Below are 1170 nucleotides of genomic sequence, written 5' to 3' on the forward strand. Positions count from 1 at the left end.
ATTACTGCAAAGATAAAGTCAGTGTGTCGTTCAGGAAGAAATTCTAGTTGTGACTGCGTACCTTGCAACCAACCTTTACCGGAAATACCGCCAGAACCAATCGCAATTTTACTTTGGATAATGTGGTAACCCGCGCCAAGTGGGTCAGATTCTGGATTGAACAGAGTACGAACGCGAACCTTTTGGTATTCGCGCATCAAGAAGAACCACAAAATTGGTATGAAACCACCTAAGGCAATGGCAGCCGCTGCGATGATCTTCCAACTGATGCCTGCTAGGAAAATAACGAAAATACCTGAAGCCGCAATCAGAATCGACGTTCCCAAATCTGGTTGTTTCGCGATAAGAATCGTTGGTAAGCACACCATGATTAGCGCAACAATCAGCGTTCGGAATGTTGGTGGTAATGGTTGGCGACCGATATAGCGCGCAACCATCAACGGTACCGCAAGTTTGAGTAATTCGGACGGTTGGAATCGAACAAAGCCTAGGTTGAGCCAGCGTTGCGCACCTTTCGAGGCCTCACCAAAGAACAGTACGCCAAATAGTAAAACTACACCGGCAACAAACATTAGTGGCGCCAGGCTTTCATACGTTCGTGGAGAAAGTTGAGCCAGAACCACCATCACGACAAGAGACAATACCATGCGCATTGCTTGGCGATCCATCATCTCCAAACTTTGTCCGCTGGCACTGTACATGATCACAAGACCAAAACCCATTAAAGCAAAGATGCCGAGTAGGAGGGGCAAGTCGATATGGAAGCGCTCAAACAAGGCGCGGTTTTTACCTGTAGAGGGATCCATCTTCATTAGCGTGTAACCTCTTTTTGCGCGTTGGTTTTGTCATCTTCTGGTTTGATTTCTTCTGGGCCAAGTACCACTCGGTCAAAGATTTTTCTCGCCATTGGACCACCGTTACTTGAGCCACCGCCTGCGTTTTCTAGCACGAGAGTAACGATAACTTTTGGATCGTCAAACGGAGCAAAGCCCGTAAACAGGGCGTGGTCACGCAAGTGTTACGCGATTTCATCTGCGTTGTACTCTTCGTTCTCGCCCAAGCCAAAGACCTGCGCTGTACCTGATTTACCGGCTGTCTGGTAGCTCATATTGTAGAAAGAACGACGAGCCGTACCACGAGTACCATGGTTTACACGGCGCATACCTTCTT

At 47.9% G+C, this 1170-nt stretch carries 1 protein-coding gene and 1 pseudogene; both read right to left on the reverse strand.

Annotation, left to right across the window (positions count from 1 at the left end; translation table 11 throughout):
- The coding region (locus R7M72_RS25280; RefSeq protein WP_318056480.1) for an FtsW/RodA/SpoVE family cell cycle protein at positions 1 to 812 on the reverse strand (812 nt) is incomplete at its 3' end.
- Positions 812 to 1170, reverse strand: a pseudogene (locus tag R7M72_RS25285) (penicillin-binding transpeptidase domain-containing protein); the annotation flags it as partial. The pseudogene R7M72_RS25285 and the gene R7M72_RS25280, both read right to left, overlap by 1 nt.

Source organism: Vibrio sp. YT-18 (genome assembly GCF_033337345.1).
Taxonomy (GTDB): domain Bacteria; phylum Pseudomonadota; class Gammaproteobacteria; order Enterobacterales; family Vibrionaceae; genus Vibrio; species Vibrio alginolyticus.